We start from the raw sequence: 21,292 nt of genomic DNA on the forward strand, positions 1-21,292 counted from the left end.
TTAACTTTGTAAAATATTAATAGCGCTGTTCGCCATTGTTTTCGCACTCTGAAACGCCGCTACGTTCGCCTGATAAGCACGTGTAGCTTCTAATAAATCGGCCATTTCTATAACGGGATTAATGTTTGGATAAGCGACATATCCGTTTGCGTCCGCATCCGGGTTAGACGGATCGTATTTTAAAATAGGTTTGGAATCGTCTCTTACCACTTTGTCAACCACAACCGTTTCAATCGGAGGCTTCGCCACCGCGTAATTTTCACCTTCTTCATCAAGAGGGTTTTCATATTGATGGAATTTAGAGTTTTGTTCTATTTCCTGATTTAGCTGTTCTTCAAACGGAACGGCTTTAAAAATCACCTCTTTTCTTCTGTAAGGTCCGCCTTCATCAGTTCTTGTAGTGTTTGCATTAGCTATATTTTCGGAAATTATGTTAATTCTGAATCTCTGAGCCGAAAGTCCGTATCCGGAAATATCAAAACTGTTAAAAAATCCCATCATTTACCCTTATATATTTTTGCTTGAATCTATTACGGCTTTAAAGATATCGATATCTTTTCTCAAAGCCTGAATCGCAGCGTTATACGCTATATTGTTTTTAGCCATTTCAGTCGTTTCAACGTCTATATCCACACTGTTTCCGTCGTTTCTCGCCAAATGCCCATCTCTGTAAAACACAATCGGTTTAGCATCTGAACTCTCGTCAGGAGCGGCCATGTGTCCGGGCTCTGTTTTTGCAAGCTCGAGTTTTGGAGCAGTTCTAATATTGAACTTTTTATCAACTTCAGCCTGCAGCGCTTCTTCAAATCTGATATCTTTAGGTCTGTAATAAGGAGTATCGGCATTTGCGATATTGCTGGCAATCATATCCTGTCTGATTTTTCTGTAATGCAGTGATTTTTCTAAGATATCAAAACTTTTGCTGATCTCAAATGCCACAGTTACTCCTTTTTCTTTTCATAAGCAAAAATCATTCCCATTTTTAAGTAAACAAGTTCAAGTTACGAACAAATTTATAAACATATACAACCTTACCTACTTATCAGCTTCACAACTTAACTATTTCACAACCTATTTATGCTAAAATTCTATCAATATTATACTTCATAAAGGTGAAATTTGCAAAAAGTCGACTCCCTTATATTCATAATTGTCGGTATACTGATGCTAATCGGGGCTCTTTTTTCATATTCCCTGCCTGTTTACCTTGAACATGCCAAGCATTTAAGCGAATATCACTTTGTAATGCGTTATATCGGTTTTGGAATATTGGGATTTGCGATAATGGTCTGGTTTGCCAAACTTGATCCGGATAAGTGGTTTGAAAGAATAGGCTGGAGTATTCTTATAATATCCGCTATTTTGGTGATCGCCATGCCTTTTTTGCCTGAAAGCATTGCTCCCGTGATTAACGGAGCCAAAAGATGGATTAAAATAGGTCCTTTTAAATTCGCACCGGTTGAGTTTTTTAAATTAGGTGTAATTTTTTTCCTATCATGGTCTTTCACAAGACAGGTAAAAGGTCACAGAACCCTAAAGGAAGAATTCCAGCTAATCATCCGTTACATCATAATACTCGGAGGCTTTTGGTATCTTATTTTGGCATATCAGTCAGACCTTGGACAAGTTATGGTTATGGGTCTTTTATTTGCATTTTTGCTTTTAATAGCAGGAGGTAAATTTAAAACGTTTACGATTATTTTAGCAGGAGGTATTTTCGTATTTATAGCCGCAATCCTCTCTTCCGGATACAGATATGCAAGATTTAAAGCATGGCTTCACCTGATGACTAACAACTTTTTCCCGGATATTACGGTGGAAAGTTCAATGAGTTACGGACAGGTTGAGCAGTCGCTAAACGCCATCTATCACGGAGGAATCATCGGTCAGGGAATCGGAAACGGCATATTCAAATTAGGTTTCCTCTCAGACGTGCATACGGACTTCGTCTTAGCAGGAATTGCGGAAGAGACGGGAATTATAGGTATAAGCGTTATAGTTATACTAATGCTCGCACTCGTATACAGAATATACAAAATCGCAAACCGCAGCGAAAAAAAAGAGTACCAGCTTTTTGCTTTCGGTGTAGGAACGCTTATTATGATCCAGTTTATATTCAACGGTCTTGGTGTAACATCACTTATTCCGATTAAAGGTCTTACCGTTCCTTTTTTAAGCTACGGGGGTAGTTCGCTTGTGGCTCTTTGTACCGCAATCGGAATGGTTTTAATGATCAGCAAAAAAGCAAAACTGAATTGAGAATGGAGAATGGAGAATTGAGAATTAAAAAAATTGCAATAACCGGGGGTGGCACCGGAGGGCATCTGAAAATCGCAAAAGTAATAAAAGAAGAGTTCAACAAAAGAGGCATAAAACCAATATACATCGGTTCAACATCAGGTGCCGACAAAGCGTGGTTTGAAAACGATGAAGGATTTGAAGCCAAATACTTTCTTCCTTCAAGCGGTGTGGTAAACAAAAAAGGCTTCGGTAAAATAAACTCGCTAATACACATCCTAAAACTCTCATTCAGGGCAAAAAAACTGCTAAAAAAACACAACATCCATGCTGTGTTCAGCGTAGGCGGATATTCTGCCGCACCTGCGAGTTTTGCCGCGCTTTTAAACTTCACCCCCTTATTTATTCATGAACAAAACGCACACATAGGCTCGCTCAACAAACTCTTAAAACCTTTTAGCAAAAGATTTTTCAATACTTTCTTTTATAAAGACCCTTATCCGGTTGAAAATATTTTTTTCGATACGGCAAGAGTAAGAAAAGAATTAAAAACCATCATCTTTCTCGGCGGCAGCCAGGGAGCTTTGGCTATAAACGATTTGGCGACAAATCTCGCACCTAAATTAAAAGAAAAAAACATACAAATCATCCACCAGACAGGAAAAAGGGATTTTGAAAGAATAAAAAATTTTTACATACAAAATAAAATTGACGCTGAGGTATTTGACTTTGATCCGAATTTGGTTCAAAAAATATCAAAAGCGGACTTTGCGATAAGCAGAGCCGGAGCATCCACTCTTTTTGAACTTGCTGCAAACCGAATTCCGGCTCTTTTTATTCCGTATCCATACGCCGCGGGAGATCATCAATACTATAACGCTAAGTTTTTAGAAGATAAAAATGCCGGATTTGTAATCAGACAAGACGAAATTGATATCGAAAAAATAGAAAGTCTGATATTCAACGCCGATTTGGAAAAAATATCTCAGAATTTAGCCGAAATAAATAAAAAAGAAGGGGCGAAACTTATTGTTGACGAAATATTAAAACCCTTCGTCGATTAAAGCGCAGATCATATGCCCGACCATAATATGCATTTCCTGAATTCTCGGTGTGTCGTTTGAAGGGATTACAATATTCACATCACCCATTTCTTTCATTTTACCGCCGTCTTTTCCGCTTAAAGTTATAACTTTTATTCCTGTTTTTTTAGCACTTTCAATAGCTTTTATTACATTACGAGAATTACCGCTTGTGGATATGGCTATTAACACATCCCCCTCTTTACCCAATGCTTCAAGCTGTCTTGAAAACACATATTCATACCCGTAATCATTCCCGATAGCGGTAAGTGCCGACGTGTCAGTCGTTAGCGCTATTCCTGCAAGAGGAATTCTTTCTTTTTTAAATCTTCCGCTAAGTTCCGCCGCAATGTGCTGAGAATCCGCCGCACTTCCGCCGTTACCGCAAAGCATTACTTTGTTACCGTTTTTTAAAGCATTTAGACACAATTCCCCGGCCTCTTTAATCAAAGAAAGCAGGTCTTCCGTTTTTTTTGCCGTTTGTATATGTTCTTGCAAACACTTTTTTAAATTATCCATTCTCAATTCTCCATTCTCATTTTTTTAATTATATTCGTTGTACTTTTCCCGTCTACAAAATCTATAAGTTTTACTTCTTTTGCTATATCGCTTCCGACTACAACTTTTCCTTCGTAGTCTTTACCTTTAACCAAAACATCCGGTTTTATTCTTTTAATAAGCTCATAAGGAGTATCTTCATCAAAAACCACTACAAAATCAACCACTTCAAGACTTGCTAAAAGATAAGCCCTGTCGTATTCGTCATTTACCGGTCTTTCAGGCCCTTTTAATCTACTAACGGAATCGTTTGAATTAACGCCTACTATCAGTTTATCTCCAAGCGCCTTTGCTTTTTGAAGATACTTAACGTGCCCTAAATGTAGAATATCAAAACATCCGTTGGTAAACACTATTTTTTTATTCTGAGCTCTCAAATCATTTGCAATATGGGCAATTTTTTCAAAATCCACTATTTTATAATCCACGCTGTTGTCTATTCTTCTTTCTGTCTCTTCAATCTCTTCAAGGGTTACCGTTGCGCTTCCTATTTTACTCACAACCACAGCGGCAGCGGCATTTGCAAAATTCATAGCCTCAACCAAATCTTCACTTTTACTCAAATAATACCCAAGACTTGCCAAAACAGTATCACCAGCACCCGTTACATCATATACTTCTTTTGCAATTGTAGGGATTTTTATATATTCTTCTCCAAAAAGAGCCATTCCTTCTTCACTGAGTGTTACAAGAAGAAAATCAAGGTTTAGCTCTTTTTTAACTTTCCATCCGGCTTTAATCAGATCTTCTTCAGTATTTATATCCATTCCGGCAGCTGTTGATAATTCTTTTTTATTAGGTTTAATCATCCATGCGTTTATATATTTTGAGAAATCTTTTTTAGGGTCTATTATCAATTTTTTATTGTTTCTGTTTGCAAGTTTTATTATTTTCTGCGTTAAAGACTTCGTCAAAACACCTTTTTCATAATCACTGAGAAGTATCAAATCTATTTTTTCTATATTTTCATCCAGATATTTCAATATTTTCTCTTCATATTCGGAAGATATAGGAGTCTTTGTTTCTTTGTCGTATCTTATTACCTGATGATTGCTTGCAATTACCCTGCTTTTTATAATAGTCTCACGGCTTTCATCAATAAAAATCCCGCTTGTATCTATATTTTTTTCTTTTAACAGCTCTAAAAGCCTCTCGGAATTTTTACCTATAACCGTAGATACCAGGACATCGCTTCCGAGTGCCAAAAGGTTATTCACAACGTTTCCGGCTCCGCCCAGTCTGTCTTCTTCTTTAATCACTTCCACCACAGGCACGGGAGCTTCCGGTGAAATCCTATCACTCCTGCCCCACAGATAATGGTCTATCATAAAATCACCTATTACGGCAATCATCTTACTTCCTCTTCATATATCCTGATAATTTCAGGTAAATATGCTTTTATTCCTTCTTCTAAAGAAAATCTCGGCTCATATCCAAGGTATTTTTTCGTATCTTCAATATCCGCCTCGGTAAAAAACTGATACTGACCTATGTAAGGGTTTGGAATATATGTATCGTCTCTTATAATTTCAAGCTCTCTTTTTAAAATATTTACAATATCCTGAAAACTTCTGGCTCTACCGGTTCCCACGTTATATACGCCGTTTTTATCAGTTTCACATGCTTTTATATTTGCCTGAATTACATCTTCAACATAAATAAAATCCCTCAGTATATTATCGCTTCCCTCAAAAAGCTTGGCACTTTCGCCCTTTAGCAGTTGAAGTCCGAACTGAAGTACCATTGATGCGGTTTTATTTTTGAAATATTCCCTTGGTCCGTATACATTGAAATATCTGAGTCCCACTATTCTAATTTTGTCGAAATACTCTTTTGCAAGATTATCCATCATCAGTTTACTAAACCCATAAACATTGTTCGGCTTTTCATGCCCTACTTTAAAAACAGTACTGTTCCCGTACGTTGCTGCGGATGATGCGTAAATCATTGAAGCGTTTTTTCTGACAGCTAAATCACATAGATCTTTAAAAGCATTTACATTCGTATCAATCATTATTTTCTGATCGGCAACAGTCGTATCGGAAATAGCGGCTTCGTGGAAAATATAGTCAATATCATATTCTTCAAGTCTTGCCAAGTCGTCTTTATTGTTTATATCTCCGCTTATAATAATACCGTTAAATCCAAGCAGATTTTTAAAATGCCCGAAACTCTTAAGGTTTCCGTTACTAAAAGTCTCTTCGCTTCTAAATTTATCAAATACTATAACTTTACAATTCGGATAATTTTCCTGAAAATAAAAAGCGAGATTGCTTCCTATAAATCCGGCACCGCCCGTAATTACAACGGTTTTATTATTAAAATCTATATTAGAGTATTTCACAAAAACTCCTTTTTTATTTTTTTAATTATATCATATAAGCTCTCTTCAACTTTGAACGTTTTTTCTATTCCGGCTCGTTTTGCCGCTTCTATATCCCTGTCGCTGTCGCCTATCATAATCGAATTTTTAAGATCAATTCCATATTCTTTAGCCAGATCCAAAATCATCCCGGGTTTAGGTTTTCTACATTCACACTCTCCCGTAATATTAGGATGATGAGGGCAAAACCGAACATCTTTAATTTCAATGCCTTTTTTTTTAAATTCTTCTTTCATCCATTCAGTTAATTTATAAAAATCCTCTTCACTGTAATACCCCCTGGCTATTCCGCTTTGGTTTGTCACTATAAAAAGGCTAAATCCAAGGTTTTGAAGCAGTTTTAAAAGCTCAAATATTCCGTCTTTAAACTTAAAATCTTTTATTCTTCCAACATATCCCGTATCGATATTTATAACTCCGTCTCTGTCTAAAAACGCCGCTTTCACACAAGCTCCTTTACAGCTTTTAACACATCTTCGGCTTTTATCTCTTTCATACACTTATGATGTCCTAAAGGACACTCCCTTTTCATACACGGAGCACATTCTAAATCTTTTGTGACAATTTTGTAATTACTGCTCCAAGGAGACGTTTCTTTGTAATTCGTAGGCCCGAAAACCGCAACAATCGGTACATTATAAGCCGCTGCTATATGCATAGGACCGCTGTCGTTTGTTATAAATAGATCAAGCCCTCCTATATGTTCACAAAGTTCTTTAATGGACAATTTACCGCATAGATTTCGATAGTTTGAAATTTCGAGGTTTTTTTCAATATCTTTTGCTATATCCTCTTCTCCGGGACCTCCGAATATTATTACGTCATATTTCTCACCCAAGGCATTTGCAACTTTTGCAAACTCTTCCGGATACCATCTTTTTGCACTTCCGTATGTAGCACCGGGATTTATTCCCAGTGTCGGTTTTTGAAAATATTTAGGCTCAAAAGGCAAAACAGGTGAATAAACTTCGTTTTTTCCGATTATAGTATTTACGTATTTCGAATATTTTTCAACCATATGCCCTGAAAGATTTTTGTCAAAATAAAAACTTTTTTTTACCTTCAATCCCAAAATTTTAGAATACAGACTGGTTCTGAAACTGATAAATATATCAGCCTTTGGAAAATCCATAAATTGTTTAAATTTATGCTTTTTATCAATTACAATCACCTCATCAAACCACTCTTTCAAAAGCTCAGTCGCTACAAAACTTCCAAAAACTATTCTTTTTTCAGGTCTAAGCTCATCCAAAAGAGCTTTTATCGCCCCGCTTGCCATTACAGCGTCACCCAGCCAGGTTGGAGGTTCAATTAATAACTTCATTTATAACCTTAATCGTTTCATCTACGTTTTTTTCTATACTGTAATTTTTAGAAATTTCTTTTGCCTGTTTCTTTAACTTTTCAAGCTTTTCTTTATCATCCAAAAGTTCCTGGATTTTATTTACAACATTTTCGTCTATTATCCACTCTTCAGGCAATATTTCTCCTCCTCCACACATTTCGGTAGTAAAAACAACATTCTCAAAATTCAAAGCTTCTAAAATCACGTTCCCGAAAGGCTCATACTTTGTAGGGAATATAAAAATATCTGCCATAGAATAAAATTTATCCACATCACCTCTTGGACCTGTAAAGATAACTTTATTTTCTATATTAAGTTCTTTTGCATAGCTTTTATACCATTCAATATTTTTTTCTTTTCCCACTACAAAAAATTTAAATTCTCCTTCTAATTTAGAAATAATTTCCAATGCTTCTTTTACGCCTTTTCTCTTAAATCCACTTCCTACATAAAGCAAAGTTTTTTCATTATTAATATTAAATTCTTTTTTAATATCATCAAAAGAAACTTTTTCTTTTAGAGGTATTCCATTATAAATAACTTCAATTTTTTCAGATGGAACTTTATATTCTTCAATAATATTACGTTTAACCATATTAGAAATAGCAATAATTTTCTTTGCTTTATTAAACATTCTTTTTTCAATAAAAAGATAAACAAAGTGTAAAGGATTTAATTTTGATTTATTTTCAATTTTTAAAAATGTTTTATGAACTCCATCACCCGCACGGTAAATATCAGGACATATTATCCGTTCCAAGGAAAAATAAAATTTATTATCTTTAAACAAACATACTTCAATATTATACCAGATGATTTTAAGCCAGCTTGATAAAAATTTAGGAGCATTGCAATGTATTACTTCAAATTCAAAATTTCTCTTTTTAAGCTCGTCCGAAAGCCTGCTTAAATAAACTTCGGCTCCCCCAAATTTAGAAGACTTTAACCTAAGAAGAGTGATTTTCATTTTTTTCCTTAATATTCAGTGCCAGCAACAAACCGTATAAAAAATAAAAAAACTTAGATTCACTGTCTCCAAAAAAACTGCCAAACATCATGGAAACAATAAATCCCAACGTCCCTAAATATACAAATAGCGCATATTGTTTATATAATATATCATGTGTTCTTTTATATAAATTTTTGGCAATATATAAATTATAAAAAATAATATATAAAAAAGCTATTAATCCAAATATACCTAATCCAAATAAAATACCTAAAAACTCGTTATGAACTTGAGAATAAACTCTAATAGGTAAGTTTTTTGGTTCGTTTTTAAATACTTCTTTTATACTATCTCCATATAAAAATCTACCATACTCTATAGGAATAAAAGGTTGCTCGACTCTATAAATTAACGCTGATTTCCACATACTTAATCTTTGTAATGATGAACTTTCAATTTTTATTTGTCTAAAATTATGGGGAGGCAATATAAAAACTTTATGTATATTATCAATATATTGATAAATATTATATCTTTTATTTGATAAATCTTTAGATATTAAAAGATATATCCCTATTAAAAATAAAAACATTAATAAAATCAGTTTAAAATTAAATATCCTTTTTAATAACATTGCACTAAATAATATTAATATTGAAGCTATAAATGTTGCTCTCGTCTGATTTGCAATTATTGAAATAACAGATAATAAAAAGAGAATAACAAATATTTTTTTGTTATATAAAAATGTAAAACTCATTGCTAGCATATATGTAACCCAAATTCCAAATCTTTCTCCTCCTCCCGAATCAAGAAGACCTCCGGCACGGTAAGGCCAAAAACCATGGTGATACCATATAAATATATTAATTAAAGTATGTATAATTAATATTATTAATATCATAAAAAAAACTATTTTAATTTTTTCTCTTTCAATATATAAGAAATAATAAAAAGCTGTTAACATAATTATTAAATTAAAAAATATTTCGCCTTTAATTTCCTTTAATGTTTCTATAATATTTGGAGTATTAAATAAAGATAAAAAAGCTAAAAGTGTTAATATGAAAAAAGATATCAATAGATTTTTATAATACCATAATATTTTTATCTTAATTTTTGGTTTATATATGAAGATAAAGCTTAATATAAATAAACCAAATGATATATTTTGAATTGCTGCAACATGAGAAATTGGTAACGTTATTAAAAATATAAATAAAAATAAAATATCTAAATAATTTTTATATTTAATTATACTCATATTCTATCTATCCTTCATAACAAATTAAGATATTCTTGTATAGAATAGTCTAACTTAAATCTTTCCAAAATTTTATCATTTATCTCAGGATATCTGTTTAATGCTTTTTTTATATTTTTAGCGAGTTTATCTTCATCACCTACCGGAGAAAGAAACTCTTTTAAATCACCGACAAGTACTTCACTCGGTCCTGTAGGACAATCCGTACTAACCACAGGAGTATCTAAAATCAGTGATTCGACCAGAACCAAAGGTAAACCTTCACTATTTGAAGACATTGCAAATAATTTTGCATTTTTTATCCAAGGATAAGGATTTTTCTGAAATCCAGGAAATATAATTTTATCTTCCAGCGACAGCTCTTTAATCAGTTTTTTAAGTTCATTTAAATACTCTTTATCAGATTTCGTATATGTATTACCTATTAATACTAATGGAATCTCAACATTTGCTTTTTTATATGCCTTTACCAATAATTTTTGATTTTTTCTATTCTCAAATTTAGCCGCATAAATAATATATGGCACTTTAGGAATATTTGGATTGTCTTCTTCGGCTTTTTTTCTTATATATTCAAAATCAAACGGATTATATATTGTTTTTATAAATTTTGGTTTTATTCCCATTTTATTTATCAAATCATCTTCTAAAGCTTTAGCTACTGTAATGATATTAGCATTATCATAAACTTTTTTAAATTTCCTTTTAAATCTGAATTTATGATAAAGTTTTTTCAAGCCTTTTTTATTTTTGAATTTACTTACATAATACTCATACATAGAGTTTCTGTATCTTATATAAAAATTTGGAAGTTTCAATTTTCTACCAAGTAAATCCATATCCTCTGCATTAGAGATATACATATCAACTTTTTTTCCATCTTTTTCAATATTTTGAATAGTACTTTTAAGTTTTTTAGCCAAAGCCAATTTATTTAAAAATTTATTTTTATATATAACTCCGTCATCGGTCAACGTATGTATTTTTATATGTTGATCAACTTCATGTTCTATGATGTTTTTCACTAAAACTATATGAACTTCGCATCCTTTTTTTAAAAAGCCTCTTGCTAAATTCAAGGTAATCCTCTCAGCACCACCGCCGATTAAACTGTCGTTTAATAAAACAATTTTCTTCATTTTCTTTCCTTTATCTTTTTACAAGGCACTCCCGCATTAATACTAAAAGGTTCTATATCTTTATTAACAAGACTGTTGGCACCTATTATGGCTCCTTTACCTATTTTTACTCCCGGAAGAATTGTAACATTTGCTCCTATCCAGACGTCGTCTTCAATAATTATTGGGGCTGTTTTTGACTTTTGTTTTTTAATAGGAACATCAATACTTTCAAATGAATGATTATACGCAATAATATTTACTTTCGGTCCTATTAAAACATTTTGACCTATTACGATTTTACCGCCCGAGTTTACAATTGTAAAATTATTTAATTCAGTATTATTTCCTATTTCAATATAACCGTTTACATTAGCCTGTAAAAAAACATATGGATTTAAAGTTACTTTATCTCCAAGAATAATCCTTCCTCTGTTTGAAGCATCCAGTTCACAATATCTGTACAATTTACATTGAGCCCCTATAGTGATATTTTCACTACCTTTTAAAAAAATTTTCAATGATATTTTACTGTTTCTTTTTTGCTTCATTATCCATATAAAATCTTTAAACTTCATTTATCTGCCTTGTAACATTTTTCAACACCTCATCAACAGTAATCTGTTTCATACACTCGGGATATTTACACTTTTTATCAATGCATGGTGTGCATGTTTTAGGCTTTTGAATAAACGGATGAATTTCCAAATCATAACAGGCATTTGTTTGTTGAGGCTCACCCGCAACAAACAATCCTAAAGTCGGAGTCTTTAAAGCTATAGCCATATGAAGCGGGCCCGTATCCGGCGTAACCAATAAATCAAGTTTATCTATCAATGCCGCAGCTCCCCCTAAAGAAAATTTACCGGCTAAATTTAAAACTCTTTTATCGTTAATTCCTCTTTCCACTTCATCGGTTAACTCTTTTTCGTTCGGAGCACCGGTTAAAACGATATTAATATCCGGGTATTTACTTAAAAGCTTTTTGCCAAGTTCTACCCATCTTTCATTAAACCATCTTCTGCTAATTGTAGAAGCCCCTATTTGAAATCCTATTAACTTTTTATTTTTGGGCAAAGTTTTTTCAACTTCTTCAATCCATTCATCCTTTAAAAACAAGTCCATTCGACAATCAGTTTCTTCAATTCCGAGCCATTTTAAAAATTTAAGTCTTGTTTTTATAAAATGCTCATTATGATTTTTAGAAACTATACTGTTACTATGCCATTTCGTAAACTGATTTTTATCATTTGGAAGTTTTATTATATATTTTGCCCCGCTTAAAACCGCAAGAGGAGTAGCCTGAGGATCATTTGAATGTAATGCTAAAATAAGTTTAGGATTAATTTCTTTTAATTCTTTCAATGCTTTAAAAAAATGTTTTGTTTTCCCTGAATATAAAATAATATCATCAATATAAGGATTGTTTTCAAACAGTTTATAATTATTAGGATTCATAACCGCAATCAGTTTTTTATCTGGAAAATGTTTTTTCAAGCTTCTAAACACAGGTGTATTAAAAAGAGTATCTCCAATTGCGGTATTACTGAAACAGACTATTTTATCGATTTCTTCCATAGGAACCAAATTTGTTTTTATAATTTGATTTTTAGGTAAAAAATAAGGAATAATATACTTAAATATTCTCATATATTTTCCTCTACTTTTTTAATAATTATTTCTGGTTCAATATTTTCGGCTATTTTACTTTCATCTTGAATTACTAAATTTTTATATCCCCACGGATACCATTTATTCATATTTGTCTTTCCGCTTATAGCTATTGTTTTAATTCCAAGAGCCGGGGCTATATGTAAAGCTCCTCCATCAAGTGTTACAAACAGTTTATCATTTGAAATAATCCCAGCTAAATCCAGTAATGATTTGGTTTTTATAAAAGAAGCCTTGGTGTTTTTCTCCAACCACTCAGCATCATCAAAATCTTTAGGTTCCGCAGTAATTATTATTTTTTCATATTTTAGGTTATCTATAATTTTTTTAAACTTTTCTTTGGAGTACTGATTTTCATTAAGTCTTGAAGAAATATGAAAATGAATTGCGCTTTTTAAATGTTTATATTTTTTAATATATTCATTTTCAACATAAAAGTAAGGTTTTTCATTATTATATTCAACTTCTAAAGGTTTTAAAAAATCGTAACAAAACTCTATTTCATGTTTGTTATTATCCGGTTTTATATGAATCGTAAATTTATCTCTTCCTTTTTTATCTTTTACCCCTATTCTCATTTTAGCTTTGCTGATATTACTAAATTGCTCCGCAGACGGCGAATATTCACTTCTAAAAACAACACTTACATCATATTTTTCTTTTCTGATACCGTTAAATATCTTTATTTTACCAAACAATGCCTTTAACTTTTCTCCTATTCCTTTCACATGTTTAGGTTTGGTATAAATGTATATATTATCTACAAAAGGATTGTTTCTGATTCCCAAAAAATTATAACTATTTACCACTATATCAATTTGAGCATCAGGATATTTTTTCCTTAATGCCTCAATCGAAGGCGTAGTACATATCAAATCACCCAAATTATCATTTCTTATCAATAAAATTTTCATTTAAGAACCTTTTCATACACACCAAGTACTTTATTCACCATTGCTTTTTTTGAAAAATTATCAACTATATAATTCCTGTCTTTATTAAAAACAAGCTCTTTTTCATATATTTTATTTACTGAATCAATCCAGTTATCTAAATCCAAACTTTCTAAAACCAAAAAATTATTATCTTTATACAGATCCATTACACTACCTACATTCGTAGCAATAATATCTTTTTCCATCATAAGCCCCTGTATTACACTCTGCGGAACACCTTCTTTCGAATCGGATGTTAACAGCTGCAAATCTATAGCTTTTAAAAATTCGGGCACTTTTGTAATATGTCCTAAAAGTTTTACGTTTTTTAAGTTTAAATCTTTTATTTTCTTTTCTATTTCTTCTCTTTTAGGTCCCTCACCGGCTATTACAAATTCAATATTTTCATTATCTTTAAAATAATTGGCAATATCCAAAAAAAAGTCGTGTCTTTTAAATGAACGCAAAACTGCCACTATTCCGATATAAAATTTATTATTATCCAAACCGAAAATTTTTCTGCACTCATTTGTATCATACTTTTGAGGATCAAATATTTCATCATCTATTCCGGTCGGAATTGACATTATCTTTTCAGGGTTTATTCTGTTATATTTAATCATATCTTCCCTAACACTCTCACCCGTTGTAATAATAAAATCCGCAAGTTCGTTAATAAAATTGGTCCTTGAAGGGTTTATTCTGTTGCTTAGATGCCTTGTTCTTATAAACTTTGCTCCGCTAAGCTTTGCGGCAACTCCACCAACCCACGTATCTTTTCCGGAATGAGTATTAATTATATCTATTTTATCTCTTTTTATGATTTTCATTAACTCAAAAAGCGTTTTAAAATCCAAATTACCTCTAAACAGCAACGTATAAACCTTAAAACCTCTTTTTAAAGCTTCATCTTTTATCCTACTTTCTTCCCTGCAGGCAAGTCTTACATCAACTCCCTGTTCTCTTACACCTTCCATTTCAGAAATTATCCTGATTTCCTGTCCTCCCCATCCGTCAGACCATTCCGTATGTAAAACCCTCACAGTTTCTCCTCAATAATATTAAAAATTTTTTCCATATCAAACTGCATTAAACATTCACTCACTTTACTTCCGTTGCAACCGTCTTTTCCGCATGGGATGCAATCCCAGTCATGCTGTATAACCGTATGTTTTCCCATTGTTTGAATTCCGCTTTTTTTCGTATATCCGCTCTCAAACAGCTCATTATCCCATGGTCCCCAGTTAAACGCCCCGCTTGGACCGAAAAACGCCACAACGGGAGTATCTACAGCCGCCGCCATATGCATAACAGCCGTATCTACTCCTATAAACAATTTAGCCCTGCTTGAAAGATATGCCACCTGATTTAAACTGAGTTTTCCGCTTAAATTTATCGGCTTATTTTTACAATAAGATAAAATTTTATTAACTTTTTCTATTTCTTTTTTATCAGGACTGGCCGTTATTACAACTTTTTGGCCTTTTTCATATAAAAAATCAATAATATTTGCCATAATTTTATCATCTATACATTTAAATAGCCAACGCGAAACGGGATGGATATGAATAAAATTATCCGGTATTAACTTTTTTACTTTTTCAATATCCTCATTACTCCAAAAAATTTCGACTTTTTTTTCATATATATCTTTATTTATAATCCTTAAAGCATCCAAATTATTCTCAATAATATGTCTCATAAGCAGCGGCTTTGGCATTATAAAATTAAATGCTTTTTTCAACATAATATTTTTATTGACTTTATAACCGATCTTTATCTTTGCATCACTGAATTTTGCTATAAAAGCGCCCCTGTCTCCTTCAGTTGTATTGATCACCATATCATAATTTTTAAAACTTTTTAAAAATTTATATTCTTCAATAAAACGTTTTAATTTCGGAAGAGATTTATAATAGCTTCTATTATATGAATAAATTCTGTTTATATTCGGATTCCCTTTAAGCATGGCTTCCGTGCCTTTATTTACCGCAACATCTATCTGCGCCTCGGGGAAATTCATCTTCAGATTTTTAATTAAAGGAGTAGTTAAAAGAACATCTCCTATATTTCTGAATTTTATAACCAAAATTTTCATTTTTTCCCCTTGACGTATTTCCAAAAAGTATACTGTGAATAAAGCCTTGCGATTACAAATCCATCCCAGCCTTCCAAAAATCCGAGCTTTATAAAATACAGCTTAAAAAACGTCCATAAAGGAGAAATAAAAGCTTTTAATTTATTCGGTTTCGCCCCAAGAGTTGAATATCTGTTCTGCTTATCGATAAATTCTTCAATACTTTCATACGCCAAATGTTTCATGGGACTTTTCAAATACCCGATTTCACATTCACATTCAACACTTTCATGGACTTCTTTTTCGTTAAATTTTGCCTTTTTTTTATCGAAAAGTCTTACGGAATAATCAGGATAAAGCCCTAAACGCTTTATTTCCCTGCCCCAAAAAACATTTATTCTCGGAACATAATATGCGTTAAATTCCGGGTTTTCCAATATGGCTTTTATTTCATTTTGAAGTTCAGCGGTTATTCTCTCATCCGAATCAAGCACAAAAACCCAGTCGTTTTTTGCCAAATCGACAGCCTTTTGTTTCTGTTTTCCAAATCCGAGCCATTCCTGAAATTCAACTCTCGCACCCATAGCTTTAGCCGTTTCACATGTATTGTCACTGCTTCCGCTGTCAAGTATCAAAACCTCATCGGCAAACAAAGCGGATTTAACCGCGCCCTCTATAAATTTTGCACTGTTTTTCGTAATTATTACGACACTCAGCTTATTCATATCTGTCCTCGTAATAATGTTTAAACCTTCTGTGAAACCAGTACCATAATTCCGGATATTTTTTAACTTCTTCCTCAATTGTTTTAGACTGCCTGTCAACACAGCTTTGAATATCATCACAAACAAACACGTCTTTAAAACTTATAACCCATTTATCGTCTTTTTTTTCTGCAAAGCCCATAACAACAGGAACTTTCAGTTTTTTACTAAGAAGCGCCGCACTTGGTGTCTGAAGAACCTTTTTACCGAAAAATTTGGTATCAATCCCTTCTTCTTTAGATGTATTCTGATCAACTAAAATTCCTATGCTTCTTCCGTTCTTCAAATCTCTCATTAAATTTTTAAGAGCGCCTTTTTTACCGTATATTTTTACATTGAATTTTTCACGAATTTTTTTAATTCTTGCGTTTAATTTTGAATTATCAATTTCACGAACAACTGCACTTACAGGTGTAATAAAAGCGCCTATCGCAAGTAATGAAATTTCCCAGTTTCCAAAATGTGCCCCTGTAAAAATCACAGGCCCTTTTCGAAGCTCATTTTTCACTATTTCAAGATTCTCAAATTCAACTTTTTTGGCCAAATCTTCTTTACTCATTTTTGAAAGTTCGATAAATTCAAACAGATTGCTTACGAAGTTTTCATAAACTTTTTTTGCTATTTTTTCTTTTTCTTTTTTAGAAAGAGTATCTCCGTAAGCTAAATCAAGATTAACAAACACTATCTTTTTTCTTTTTGAATCAAATTTATAAAACAGAAATGTCAATAATTTTTTTAAATATTTTTTCATAAAATCAGGACATATTTTTAGTAATTTTTCTAAAAACAGATATCCGTAATAAAACATATTATCAAAATTCATCTGTTCTCTTTATTATATTTTTTACATCCATTTTATCCATCACGTTTAACCTCTTGTTTATTTCTTTGTTTTGAATTTCTACACTTTTAGAATACCTGTTTTCCAAAATTTTATTGTTATAAGTACATCCGTATAAAATAATATTGTTAATGTTATTTGCCCAAGCTATAAAACTAGGGCCCGTATCGTTTCCGATTAACAAATCGCTTTTGTCTATCAAAGCCTTTAAATCATTCAGATTTAGACTTACGGGTATGACATTTTTGGCCTTATCGGCTATAAAAAACGCCTCTTTTTTTTCATTTTCGCCTACATAGGGAATAATTATATTTTCGTTTTTAAAATATTCGGCAAGCTCAGTCCAGACGTGAAGAGGTGTTTTTTTACACTCCCAGCTCGCACCTATTATAAAAACTATGTTTTTTTTATCACGGCTTAAATATTCAAATTCCCTGTCTTTATAAAACAGTAGTTTCGGGTGATTAATCAAATAACCGTCATCTTCCATTTCAAAAAGCTCCAAATATCTCTGAACGGCAAATTTCTTTTTTGATTTTATTTTCTTATCATAAAAAATTGAAGCTATTTTTTCCCTCGGATTTGCGTACCCTATTACTTCGTTTCCTATTATTCTCGCAACCAGAGCACTTTTTATAAGCCCCTGCAGATCGTATACATTTTGATATGTTTTTTGTCTTAGCTCTTTGTAAATTTTCCAAAGCTGCTTTTTATCTTTTTTAGCGGCTCTTAAATTTACAGGCACAATGTTATTAATATAAGGATTGTTTTGTAAAATATCTTTAAATGATTCATCCACCACAAAATCTATTTTTTTTTCAAGTTTTGGCAAAACAACCAAAGAATGTATAATATCACCTAAAGAACTCAGTTTTATTATCGTATCCATTGTTTCCTTTAAATTTTGATAAGATAGTAAAATTATAACAAATGAAAGGTTTAGATTTTGTGGAAATTTATTAAAGAATACCTCCCTTATTATAAACATTACAAAAAAGAGATATTTTTAGCTGTAATCGGGATGATAATGGTATCTGCATCCACCGCTGCCATTGCGTATATCATCAAACCGGTTCTTGACAAAATATTCATTGAAAAAAACGAACATCTTTTATACCTACTTCCGATTGGAATTATTATTATCTACTTCATAAAAGGAGTCGGAAGATACATTCAGACATATTACGTTACATACATAGGCGAAGACGTAGTAAGACAGATAAGAGACAAGTTTTTAAATTATATTTTAACGTTTGATATGGATTATTTCAAAAAAACACACTCAGGCGAACTTGTCAGCAGAATAATCAACGATATCAACAGAATACAAAGTGCCATAAGCCACGACCTGGCAAACTTTATAAGAGATATTCTAATGGCTCTGTTTTTGTTGGGAGTTGTAATATATCAAAGCCCTAAGTTAGCCTTTTTTGCGATAATAATTATGCCGCTTATTATTTATCCGATAGGTAAAATTGCCAAAAAACTGAAAAACCTCTCAAAACAGTCCCAGGCCAAAACTGCAGATTTAAACAAACACTTAAGCGAAATATTTAAAAACATCGAGACAATAAAAGCATACAATGCCAAAATATTCGAATATGAAAAATTTAAAGAAGAAAATTTAAAATACTTAAAAATCAACCTTAAAACAATCAGAACTTCAGCACTTTTAAATCCTATACTCGAACTTATGAACGCAACCGTAGCGGCAATAGTTATCATAGTAGGAGGTCATGAGGTTATTACGGGACAGATGAGTGTAGGTGCGTTTTTTTCTTTTATGACGGCTCTTTTTATGATGACCGAACCTATCAAAAGAGCATCAAACACATACTCCAACCTCCAAAACGCCATCGCTGCAAACGAAAGGTTAAAAGAAATTTTCCACCTCAAACCTCAGATTGTATCTGGAGATAAAAAGCTTGATAATATTGAAAAAATAGAATTTAAAAACGTATCATTAAAATACGGAAACAATACGGCTCTTCAAAATATAACCTACACTGCCGAAAAACCTGTGAAAGTCGGACTTGTGGGTGACAGCGGAGGCGGAAAAAGCTCTTTTGTAAGTCTGATTATGAGATTTTACGACCCGAGCAGCGGTGAAATTTTAATAAACGGTGAAAATATGAAACGCTACTCCCTGGAAGATTTAAGAGAAAAAATTGCATATATTCCTCAAAACGTCCATATATTTAACGACACCATTGCGGCAAACGTCGCATATGGTAAGGAAATTGACGAAGAAAAAGTCAAAAATGCCCTTAAAAAGGCGAATCTGCTTGAATTTGTAGAATCTTTACCTGAAGGAATAAACACTGTTTTACTGGAAAACGGCAGCAACTTAAGCGGAGGACAAAAACAAAGAATCGCAATAGCAAGAGCTTTATATAAAGACCCTGACGTTTTAATACTTGACGAAGCTACAAGTGCACTTGATAATAAAAGCGAAGCGGTTATAATGGACGCCATTAACAACCTTAAAGATATGATAGTATTTATAATCGCCCATAGACTTCATACAATTGATAATGCGGATGAAATACTTGTTTTCAAAAATGGACAGATAGTTTGTAAAGGAAAAAAAGAAGATCTATTGGAAAAATGTGAAGAGTTTAAAAAACTCTATCAAAAATCATATTAATTTTTCTAAATTTTTAATAATCTTCGTTGGAGTTAAAGCATAATTCGGATTATAATGTCCTGCAAGTGAATGAGCTAAACTTCCGTGAATTGCGGCTTTCAAAGGATGCCATCCCTGAGCAAGAAGTGAACCTATAATTCCGGCAAGCACATCCCCGCTTCCGCCTTTTGCTAATGCAACATCACCGTTCGGATCAATAAACAGTTTTTTATTGTAGGCTATTATTTTGTTAGCACCTTTAAGCAGCAATACCACATGCGGATATTTTTCACTAAACTTTTCAGCCAGCTCAAACCTTCTTTCCTGCACTTCTTTTACGTTATATTCCCCAAGTTCTAAAATTTTAAGAAGACTTGCAAACTCTTTAGGGTGAGGAGTTAGTACGGCTTTTTTATTTAAAAACGATTTTATTTTTTCTTTATAAAACATATCCGCATCAATAACCATAGGAATTTCAAGTTTAACAATATCGTCTAAAATATCATCAAAATGATTGTTCATACCCATTCCGAAAGCAAGTGCACTGAAATTTTCTATTTTTCCCGTTTGCATAATTTCATATGGTGTTTGGATTTTTTCACGGCTTACCACACTTACAAGCCCGCATCCGTAATTAAATGCCGCCTGTGAAGCTAAAATCCCGGCTCCCGGCTTATCTCCTACCAATACACCCAAATGTCCGTATGAACGTTTATGTGTGTTTTGTCTTTTTCTAATAGGCGTTATTAAATCATCTTTTTCCAATATAAAATAACAGCATTTGTGAATATATTTAGTAAAACTAACCCCCAGATCCGCTTTTATTATCTCACCCACATAATCTTTTGCCGCGTCGCTGTATAAAGAAATTTTTTCGGCACCCATCGTTACCGTCAAATCCGCTCTAAAAGCCACCGGACGCAGATTACCGCTATCGTCAATTCCGGTAGGAATATCACATGCTATTTTCAATGCTTGTAAATGATTCATTTTATTTATAATAGACACAATATTGTCACTCAAATCCCTTTTAAGCCCGCTTCCGAATATCGCATCCACCAGACAGTCGCAGTTTTTGTATTTATTTTCAACCACACCGCCTACAGCTTTAAATCTTTCAAGCTGAAGTTTACACATCACGGATTTTGCACCGAGCGGCATATACAGATTCACATGATAATCCCCAAGCAGTATTCTCGCAAGTGTAACCCCGTCAGCACCGTTATTGCCCGGACCTGCTACAATATTGACCACTGAATTTTTAGGTACTCTTTTAAATATTTCAAGTGCCATAGAATATGCGGCATGCTCCATTAATATATCTTCTGTAAGCTTATACTCTTCATAACACTTCTTATCAAATGTATATACTTCTTTAAATGCAGGTTTCATATCGACTCCTTAAAGGTAAGGCTTAAAAGTTTTCCTGCTTTATTGTAAC

Annotated in this window: 22 protein-coding genes; 3 read left to right on the forward strand and 19 right to left on the reverse strand. The window is 32.7% G+C overall.

Annotated elements, in window-relative coordinates; all coding sequences use genetic code 11:
• Together flgC and flgB are read right to left on the reverse strand one after the other, a co-directional pair.
• Positions 1–498: a flagellar basal body rod protein FlgC gene (gene flgC, locus NAMH_RS08390; protein ID WP_015902084.1), complete on the reverse strand. Its 498-nt coding sequence runs from the start codon at positions 496–498 to the stop codon at positions 1–3.
• 9 nt (positions 499–507) lie between these two features.
• On the reverse strand, positions 508–939 hold the full coding sequence (flgB, locus tag NAMH_RS08395) for a flagellar basal body rod protein FlgB (protein ID WP_012663817.1): 432 nt from the start codon (positions 937–939) through the stop codon (positions 508–510).
• Between the two features lie 180 nt (positions 940–1,119).
• On the opposite strand from flgB, the gene NAMH_RS08400 reads away from it, so the two are divergent.
• Both NAMH_RS08400 and murG read left to right on the forward strand, forming a co-directional pair.
• Complete coding sequence (locus NAMH_RS08400) at positions 1,120–2,259, forward strand: FtsW/RodA/SpoVE family cell cycle protein (protein ID WP_015902605.1); 1,140 nt, start codon at positions 1,120–1,122, stop codon at positions 2,257–2,259.
• A gap of 2 nt (positions 2,260–2,261) precedes the next feature.
• Positions 2,262–3,302 carry an undecaprenyldiphospho-muramoylpentapeptide beta-N-acetylglucosaminyltransferase gene (gene murG, locus NAMH_RS08405; RefSeq protein WP_041361877.1) on the forward strand — a complete coding sequence of 347 codons (1,041 nt, stop codon included), beginning with the start codon at positions 2,262–2,264 and terminating at the stop codon, positions 3,300–3,302.
• Here the strand turns inward: murG and gmhA are convergent.
• From gmhA to NAMH_RS08485, 16 genes are read right to left on the reverse strand one after another with little or no spacing between them, the layout of a single operon-like run.
• Positions 3,282–3,839: a D-sedoheptulose 7-phosphate isomerase gene (gmhA, locus tag NAMH_RS08410; RefSeq protein WP_015902334.1), complete on the reverse strand. Its 558-nt coding sequence runs from the start codon at positions 3,837–3,839 to the stop codon at positions 3,282–3,284. The genes murG and gmhA overlap by 21 nt on opposite strands.
• Before the next feature lie 2 nt (positions 3,840–3,841).
• The gene (gene rfaE1, locus NAMH_RS08415) at positions 3,842–5,230 is read right to left on the reverse strand and encodes a D-glycero-beta-D-manno-heptose-7-phosphate kinase (protein ID WP_012663911.1); all 1,389 of its coding nucleotides are present in this window, start codon (positions 5,228–5,230) and stop codon (positions 3,842–3,844) included.
• A complete protein-coding gene (gene rfaD, locus NAMH_RS08420) occupies positions 5,227–6,222 on the reverse strand; it encodes an ADP-glyceromanno-heptose 6-epimerase (RefSeq protein WP_012663720.1) in 996 nt (331 codons plus the stop codon). Before rfaD ends, rfaE1 begins: the two co-directional genes overlap by 4 nt.
• Positions 6,219–6,707, reverse strand: a complete 489-nt coding sequence (gene gmhB, locus NAMH_RS08425; protein WP_015902342.1) for a D-glycero-beta-D-manno-heptose 1,7-bisphosphate 7-phosphatase — start codon at positions 6,705–6,707, stop codon at positions 6,219–6,221. Before gmhB ends, rfaD begins: the two co-directional genes overlap by 4 nt.
• On the reverse strand, positions 6,704–7,585 hold the full coding sequence (gene waaF, locus NAMH_RS08430; RefSeq protein ID WP_012663535.1) for a lipopolysaccharide heptosyltransferase II: 882 nt from the start codon (positions 7,583–7,585) through the stop codon (positions 6,704–6,706). The genes gmhB and waaF overlap by 4 nt, the downstream gene beginning before the upstream one ends.
• Entirely contained in the window at positions 7,569–8,573 is a 1,005-nt protein-coding gene (locus NAMH_RS08435; RefSeq protein WP_015902124.1) for a glycosyltransferase family 4 protein, read from the reverse strand. The genes waaF and NAMH_RS08435 overlap by 17 nt, the downstream gene beginning before the upstream one ends.
• Entirely contained in the window at positions 8,554–9,819 is a 1,266-nt protein-coding gene (locus NAMH_RS08440; protein WP_015901799.1) for an O-antigen ligase family protein, read from the reverse strand. The genes NAMH_RS08435 and NAMH_RS08440 overlap by 20 nt, the downstream gene beginning before the upstream one ends.
• Before the next feature lie 14 nt (positions 9,820–9,833).
• Entirely contained in the window at positions 9,834–10,958 is a 1,125-nt protein-coding gene (locus NAMH_RS08445) for a glycosyltransferase (protein WP_015902454.1), read from the reverse strand.
• A complete protein-coding gene (locus NAMH_RS08450; protein ID WP_015901920.1) occupies positions 10,955–11,515 on the reverse strand; it encodes an acyltransferase in 561 nt (186 codons plus the stop codon). The genes NAMH_RS08445 and NAMH_RS08450 overlap by 4 nt, the downstream gene beginning before the upstream one ends.
• Entirely contained in the window at positions 11,505–12,587 is a 1,083-nt protein-coding gene (locus tag NAMH_RS08455) for a glycosyltransferase family 9 protein (protein ID WP_012663668.1), read from the reverse strand. Before NAMH_RS08455 ends, NAMH_RS08450 begins: the two co-directional genes overlap by 11 nt.
• Positions 12,584–13,522, reverse strand: coding sequence for a glycosyltransferase family 9 protein (locus NAMH_RS08460; protein ID WP_012663988.1), 939 nt, complete (start codon positions 13,520–13,522; stop codon positions 12,584–12,586). The genes NAMH_RS08455 and NAMH_RS08460 overlap by 4 nt, the downstream gene beginning before the upstream one ends.
• Complete coding sequence (locus tag NAMH_RS08465) at positions 13,519–14,586, reverse strand: glycosyltransferase family 4 protein (RefSeq protein WP_015902659.1); 1,068 nt, start codon at positions 14,584–14,586, stop codon at positions 13,519–13,521. Before NAMH_RS08465 ends, NAMH_RS08460 begins: the two co-directional genes overlap by 4 nt.
• Positions 14,583–15,641 carry a putative lipopolysaccharide heptosyltransferase III gene (gene rfaQ, locus NAMH_RS08470; RefSeq protein ID WP_012664024.1) on the reverse strand — a complete coding sequence of 353 codons (1,059 nt, stop codon included), beginning with the start codon at positions 15,639–15,641 and terminating at the stop codon, positions 14,583–14,585. The genes NAMH_RS08465 and rfaQ overlap by 4 nt, the downstream gene beginning before the upstream one ends.
• Positions 15,638–16,345, reverse strand: a complete 708-nt coding sequence (locus tag NAMH_RS08475) for a glycosyltransferase family 2 protein (protein WP_012663468.1) — start codon at positions 16,343–16,345, stop codon at positions 15,638–15,640. Before NAMH_RS08475 ends, rfaQ begins: the two co-directional genes overlap by 4 nt.
• Positions 16,338–17,207, reverse strand: coding sequence for a lipid A biosynthesis lauroyl acyltransferase (locus NAMH_RS08480; RefSeq protein ID WP_015901915.1), 870 nt, complete (start codon positions 17,205–17,207; stop codon positions 16,338–16,340). Before NAMH_RS08480 ends, NAMH_RS08475 begins: the two co-directional genes overlap by 8 nt.
• Positions 17,197–18,114, reverse strand: a complete 918-nt coding sequence (locus tag NAMH_RS08485; RefSeq protein ID WP_012663864.1) for a glycosyltransferase family 9 protein — start codon at positions 18,112–18,114, stop codon at positions 17,197–17,199. The genes NAMH_RS08480 and NAMH_RS08485 overlap by 11 nt, the downstream gene beginning before the upstream one ends.
• 57 nt (positions 18,115–18,171) lie before the next feature.
• Here NAMH_RS08485 and NAMH_RS08490 point away from each other — a divergent pair, with 57 nt between their 5' ends.
• Positions 18,172–19,872 carry an ABC transporter ATP-binding protein gene (locus tag NAMH_RS08490; protein ID WP_015901748.1) on the forward strand — a complete coding sequence of 567 codons (1,701 nt, stop codon included), beginning with the start codon at positions 18,172–18,174 and terminating at the stop codon, positions 19,870–19,872.
• On the opposite strand, the gene NAMH_RS08495 is transcribed toward NAMH_RS08490, so the two are convergent.
• A complete protein-coding gene (locus NAMH_RS08495; protein ID WP_015902306.1) occupies positions 19,864–21,243 on the reverse strand; it encodes an NAD(P)H-hydrate dehydratase in 1,380 nt (459 codons plus the stop codon). The genes NAMH_RS08490 and NAMH_RS08495 overlap by 9 nt on opposite strands.
• Positions 21,244–21,292 lie beyond the last annotated feature (49 nt).

The sequence above is a fragment of the Nautilia profundicola AmH genome (assembly GCF_000021725.1).
Taxonomy (GTDB): Bacteria; Campylobacterota; Campylobacteria; order Campylobacterales; family Nautiliaceae; genus Nautilia; species Nautilia profundicola.

Excerpts from the sequence above, each read along its gene's own strand:
- flgC (WP_015902084.1), bottom strand. The coding sequence starts at position 498 with ATGGGATTTTTTAACAGTTTTGATATTTCCGGATACGGACTTTCGGCT.
- murG (WP_041361877.1), top strand. The coding sequence starts at position 2,262 with ATGGAGAATGGAGAATTGAGAATTAAAAAAATTGCAATAACCGGGGGT.
- gmhA (WP_015902334.1), bottom strand. The coding sequence starts at position 3,839 with ATGGATAATTTAAAAAAGTGTTTGCAAGAACATATACAAACGGCAAAA.
- rfaE1 (WP_012663911.1), bottom strand. The coding sequence starts at position 5,230 with ATGATTGCCGTAATAGGTGATTTTATGATAGACCATTATCTGTGGGGC.
- waaF (WP_012663535.1), bottom strand. The coding sequence starts at position 7,585 with ATGAAGTTATTAATTGAACCTCCAACCTGGCTGGGTGACGCTGTAATG.
- NAMH_RS08435 (WP_015902124.1), bottom strand. The coding sequence starts at position 8,573 with ATGAAAATCACTCTTCTTAGGTTAAAGTCTTCTAAATTTGGGGGAGCC.
- NAMH_RS08440 (WP_015901799.1), bottom strand. The coding sequence starts at position 9,819 with ATGAGTATAATTAAATATAAAAATTATTTAGATATTTTATTTTTATTT.
- NAMH_RS08445 (WP_015902454.1), bottom strand. The coding sequence starts at position 10,958 with ATGAAGAAAATTGTTTTATTAAACGACAGTTTAATCGGCGGTGGTGCT.
- NAMH_RS08450 (WP_015901920.1), bottom strand. The coding sequence starts at position 11,515 with ATGAAGTTTAAAGATTTTATATGGATAATGAAGCAAAAAAGAAACAGT.
- NAMH_RS08455 (WP_012663668.1), bottom strand. The coding sequence starts at position 12,587 with ATGAGAATATTTAAGTATATTATTCCTTATTTTTTACCTAAAAATCAA.
- NAMH_RS08460 (WP_012663988.1), bottom strand. The coding sequence starts at position 13,522 with ATGAAAATTTTATTGATAAGAAATGATAATTTGGGTGATTTGATATGT.
- rfaQ (WP_012664024.1), bottom strand. The coding sequence starts at position 15,641 with ATGAAAATTTTGGTTATAAAATTCAGAAATATAGGAGATGTTCTTTTA.
- NAMH_RS08475 (WP_012663468.1), bottom strand. The coding sequence starts at position 16,345 with ATGAATAAGCTGAGTGTCGTAATAATTACGAAAAACAGTGCAAAATTT.
- NAMH_RS08480 (WP_015901915.1), bottom strand. The coding sequence starts at position 17,207 with ATGAATTTTGATAATATGTTTTATTACGGATATCTGTTTTTAGAAAAA.
- NAMH_RS08485 (WP_012663864.1), bottom strand. The coding sequence starts at position 18,114 with ATGGATACGATAATAAAACTGAGTTCTTTAGGTGATATTATACATTCT.
- NAMH_RS08495 (WP_015902306.1), bottom strand. The coding sequence starts at position 21,243 with ATGAAACCTGCATTTAAAGAAGTATATACATTTGATAAGAAGTGTTAT.